This window comes from Aeromonas sp. LsrichE-8G (assembly GCF_022869435.1).
Taxonomy (GTDB): domain Bacteria; phylum Pseudomonadota; class Gammaproteobacteria; order Enterobacterales; family Aeromonadaceae; genus Aeromonas; species Aeromonas caviae.
In genome coordinates this window covers 1-484 of sequence record NZ_JALIHH010000281.1, presented here as the reverse complement: position 1 = coordinate 484, position 484 = coordinate 1, and the positions used below count along the sequence as shown (strand labels likewise).

Here is a 484-nt window from a genome sequence, read left to right as displayed (position 1 = left end):
AAGCGTGATGCAGATCCCCCAATATCGGCTTTCGATACTTGGTGATAAACACCAAATGTACGTGCAAAGCGTAGGCCGCATGGCGTGATTTATTAATTTTAGTGAATTGCATTCTGTCACTCAATCGGGCTTAATAGATATGGCAACAATGCTACACACTGAGCGCTAAATGCAAATTCTGAAAGCCTACAAATTCCGACTCGAACCGACCGAACAACAAGCGCAACGCCTGCGCCAGTTGGGCGGTTGTGCTCGTTATGTCTGGAATCACGGGCTGGCAGAAACCAAACGCATTCTGGATGCTGGCGAAAAACTGCCTTCTGCCTTTGAGCTGAACCGGATGCTCACCAGTTGGAAGAAAGACCCAGAAATGGCCTTTCTGGCCGAGGCATATACCGACAACCTCCAGCAGAAGCTCAAGGATTTGCATGGCGCGTGGATGCGCTGCTTTGATAAGAAACTCGCCGCCAAGGCACCCGTATTC

General features: G+C 49.8%; 1 protein-coding gene and 1 pseudogene. One reads left to right on the top strand and one right to left on the bottom strand.

What is annotated here, in order from left to right:
- Positions 1-112: pseudogene (locus tag MUW49_RS21255) on the bottom strand (IS200/IS605 family transposase); the annotation flags it as partial.
- A 57-nt stretch (positions 113-169) separates the two neighbouring features.
- Between MUW49_RS21255 and MUW49_RS21250 the strand changes: the two are divergent.
- Positions 170-484 (top strand): helix-turn-helix domain-containing protein (locus MUW49_RS21250; RefSeq protein ID WP_244813200.1); only part of this gene is annotated, 315 nt, incomplete at its 3' end.